Raw genomic sequence first — 3,948 nt, forward strand, 5'->3', positions numbered from 1 at the left:
GGCCGAGAGGCCGACCGGCTTTCGGCCCGCCCGTCGTGACCACCCGGGGCGCACCCCGACCCCCCGGCACAGGGGGGCGCGGCCCGCCCGTCGGAAGCAGGCGGCAGCACGGCCCGCCGGTCAGGACCACTGCATCTCCAGCAGTGACCGGATCTCCTCTGCGGCCGAACGCAGTTCCGCGAGGAAAATCCGCAGCAGCGGGTTGCGGTTGGTGGGCCGGGTGGCGACCCCGATGCGCCGGTGCAGTTGGGGGTGGTCCAGCCGGCAGACGTGCACGCCCGTGGTGTCGCCGAGCCCGAGAGCCGGGACGAGCGCGATACCCATGCCCGCGCGCGCCAGGTTGATCGTGACCTGGTAATGATCGCTGCGGCAGCGGACCCGGGGCCGGAACCCCTCCGCCGCACACGCGCGCTCAAGAACCGGCTCGCCTGTGTGGCCGCCGTGCGTGCCGATCCAGCTCTCCCCCTCCAGGACGGCGAGCCGAACCGCGCTGCACCGCCCGAGACGGTGCCGCAGGGGGAGAACCACCAGTTGCGGCTCGTCGAAGAACATCTCCACGCTCACGGTCGCCTGCCGGCACCAGGGGTCCATCGGATGCTCGAAGACGACCGCGGCATCCAGGCGGCCCGCCTCCAGATCGGGCACCAGCTCGTGCGGCTGCCCCAGGATCAGCTCCAGTTCGACCTGGGGCCGCTTCGCCGCGAACGCAGACAGCGCCCGGGGGAGCAGCTCAAGGCCCGAGGACGCGAAGAAGCCCAGCCTGAGGAGACCGGCCTCGCCTTCGGAGTGCGCCCGCAGGTCGTCCTGTGCGACGGCCATCAGGTCGGCGACGGCCTGCGCGTGCTCGGCCAGTCGCACACCGGCTGCCGTCAGCCGCAGGCTCTGCGGCTGACGTTCCACCAACGCCACCCCGAGCTCCTGCTCCAGCCGGGCGAGTTGGTGCGAGATCGCGGACGGGCTCAGATGCAGCGCCCGGGCCGCGGCCACGATGGTGCCGGTGCGGGCTATTTCCAGCAGGACGAGCAGGCGGGCACTGTTCAGCATCGGGTCAGGTTAGGCCCTGCCGACGCACTGCGTCGCCACGGCACCGGACCGCACCATCGCCGCACGCGCCAGGTGCCCGGCGTCCTCGTCCACGTCCAGACGCAGCAGGTCCTCTTCGGACTCGCGGCGCACCACGGTGCGGGCAAGGCCATTCGTCACGAAGACGACAGCAGGGCGTGGCAACTTGTTGTAGTTGGAGGCCATGGCGTATCCGTAGGCGCCGGTGACCGGCGTGGCCAGAAGGTCTCCCACACCCACATCGGCGGGCAGTGCGGCGGTGTCGACGATCACGTCGCCGCTCTCGCAGTGCTTGCCGACCAGCCGTGCCCGCAACGGTCGAGGCGCGCGCGGGCAGCGCGGCAGGAACGCCTCGTACCGGCTGCCGTACAGCGCGGGACGCAGATTGTCGCTCATACCGCCATCGACACTGACGTAGGTCCGCACGCCCGCGATGCGCTTGATCGTGCCCACCCGGTAGAGGGTCAGCCCCGCGCGGGCGGCGATGGACCGGCCGGGCTCCACGGTCACCTCGTCGCCCCAGCCCGCGTCACGCACCGAGGTGCGCACCCGGGCCGCCCAGTCAGCGAACGACGGTGGGGTCTGCCCCGCCTCGTAGGCGACGCCCAGGCCGCCGCCGACGGTGAGCCGGCGCACCCGTGACTCCACCGCGAACCGTGCGACGGCCGCGGCGCCCGCCGCGAGTTCCGCCGTGTCCAGGACCTGGGAACCCACATGTGCGTGGACGCCCTCCAGGATCATCGCCGAGGAGCCGAAGGCCCGCCGCACGGCGGCCGAGGCGGTTCCGCCGACGAGGCCGAAGCCGAACTTCGAGTCGTTGCCACCGGTCCGGATGGCCTCGTGAGCGCCGGCGGCGACACCGGGCGCCACGCGCAACTGCACCCGGGCCGGCGGCAGGTGTTCCTCGGCCCACAGGCGCTCAATGCGGTCCATCTCGTCGAAACTGTCGACCACCACGTGTCGCACCCCGGCGGTCATGGCCGTGCGCAGCTCCGCCTCGTCCTTGTTGTTCCCGTGCAGCACGATCCGCCCGGCCGGCACACCCGCGTGCAGCGCGACCCGTAGCTCGCCGCCGGAGGCGACATCGAGCAACATCCCCTCTTCATGGGCCAGTCGAGCCATAGCCGTGCACAGAAACGCCTTGGAGGCGTAGGCGACATTGTCCCGGCCGAAGGCGGCGACCGCCTCCCGGCAACTTCGGCGCAGATGCTCCTCGTCGTACACGAAGAGGGGTGTTCCGAAGCGCTGTGCCAGGTCGGCGAGCAGGACCCCTCCGACGGCCAGCCCTTCTGGACGGACCTCGGACGTGTAGGGCAGCAGACCCGTTTCGATGGCTGACGTCATGCGTTCCTCCCCGGAAGCCGGCTCGCAGCCATCCTGCGGCCTGCACGGGGGGTCACAAAAGCGCATTCTTCTATGGCTGAGCCTCATGGAATTCGATGCTCGCGCCGTTCGATGGGCCATGGCGATGCATCGACGCCCCGCCTGGAGCCCGATGCCGTCGGCCGGAGGCACTCCCAGGGGCGGCCCCGGAGGGGTACCGGGTCACGAGCAGCATCCCTGATCAACATGTGGGCCGGGATGCCGGTACCGGCGTCCCGGCACAAGCCGTTATCCGCCGAGCCCCGCAGCCACGCCCCCTTCTCCTTCCCCCGCTCCCTCGCCGCGCGCGAGAGAACGAATGACTCGGGCCGGATTTCCCACCGCCAGCACGCCGGACGGCAGGTCCTTGGTGACGACGGATCCTGCACCGACAACGGTGTCCGACCCGATGGTCACGCCGGGACACACGATCACGCCTCCGCCGAGCCAGACGTTGTCCCCGATCGTCACGGGGTCCGCCTTCTCCCAGCCTGCCCTGCGGCGCTCGATGTCCAGTTCGTGACTCCTCCACCCCCTGAAGGGGGTAGCTTCTCGCTATGCCGGTTGGGCTTCGCGACGGGCCAGCCCGGCCCGTAGAACGTTCAGGGCGCCCACTGTGTCGGCGTGCGCCATGTGGCCGCACACGGTGCAGTGGAACTTCTCCTGGGTGGGCCGGTTCTCCTTGGCGGTGTGGCCGCATGCGGGGCACCGCCGGGAGGTGTTGCGGGGGTCCACGGCCATCACTTCCCGTCCGGCGCTTTCAGCCTTGGCGGTCAAGATCGCGAGGAACACCCCCCCAACCGGCATCATTGATCGAACGGTTCAGCCCGGCTTTGCCCGCGGCCCCGTTGGGCAGGAAGCCGCCCGGCTGATCAGGGTCGGGCTTCGGTGCGGGGGCCCGGCTCATGTTGCGGATCTTGAGATCTTCGTGCGCGATGAAGTCATGTTCGCGTACGAGATCGAGCGCGGTCTTGTGCGCGTGGTCCAGGCGCCGGCGGCGGACCTTGCGATGCAGGACGGCGACCTTCTCCACGGCCCTGCGGCGGCGCTTGCTGCCGCGCTTGCACCGACTGAGCGCCCGCTGCGCCGCTTCAAGCTTCGCGGCGGCCTTGCGGCCGTGACGCGGGCTGGGCACGAACTGACCATGCGAGTCGGCGAGGAAGTTGGCAATGCCCAGGTCGATACCGACCACACTGCCAGTTGCGGGCAGCGGCTCGGGCTGATCCTGCTCGGCGGTCAGCACGACGAACCACTTACGGCCCTCGCGCTTGACCGAGACGGTCTTGACCTTGCCGGCCACGGGCCGGTGCTGGTTGACCTTGACATGCCCGACGCCCTGGAAGCGGACGCGGGTGACCCGGTCGTGCGGGGTCGAGTCCCACCGGACCCCGTCCCCGTCCTTCGGGAACTCCACCGTGTCGAACCAGCCCACCGAGCGAAAGCGCGGATAGCCGGGCGTCTGGCCGGACTTGATCCGGCGGAAGAACGCGGCGAACGCTTTGTCCAGCCGGCGCAGCGTCGCCT

At 70.6% G+C, this 3,948-nt stretch carries 2 protein-coding genes and 2 pseudogenes; all 4 read right to left on the minus strand.

The window, feature by feature from the left end:
- Positions 1-120: 120 nt before the first annotated feature.
- Positions 121-1,044 carry a LysR family transcriptional regulator gene (locus AB0N06_RS38210; protein WP_366139277.1) on the minus strand — a complete coding sequence of 308 codons (924 nt, stop codon included), beginning with the start codon at positions 1,042-1,044 and terminating at the stop codon, positions 121-123.
- A 9-nt stretch (positions 1,045-1,053) separates the two neighbouring features.
- Positions 1,054-2,406, minus strand: a complete 1,353-nt coding sequence (lysA, locus tag AB0N06_RS38215; protein ID WP_366139278.1) for a diaminopimelate decarboxylase — start codon at positions 2,404-2,406, stop codon at positions 1,054-1,056.
- A 267-nt stretch (positions 2,407-2,673) separates the two neighbouring features.
- Positions 2,674-2,949: pseudogene (locus tag AB0N06_RS38220) on the minus strand (DapH/DapD/GlmU-related protein); the annotation flags it as partial.
- A gap of 30 nt (positions 2,950-2,979) precedes the next feature.
- A pseudogene (locus AB0N06_RS38225) lies at positions 2,980-3,948 on the minus strand (transposase); the annotation flags it as partial.

Source organism: Streptomyces sp. NPDC051020 (assembly GCF_040683105.1).
Lineage (GTDB): Bacteria > Actinomycetota > Actinomycetes > Streptomycetales > Streptomycetaceae > Streptomyces.

Excerpts from the sequence above, each read along its gene's own strand:
- lysA (WP_366139278.1), bottom strand. The coding sequence starts at position 2,406 with ATGACGTCAGCCATCGAAACGGGTCTGCTGCCCTACACGTCCGAGGTC.
- AB0N06_RS38210 (WP_366139277.1), bottom strand. The coding sequence starts at position 1,044 with ATGCTGAACAGTGCCCGCCTGCTCGTCCTGCTGGAAATAGCCCGCACC.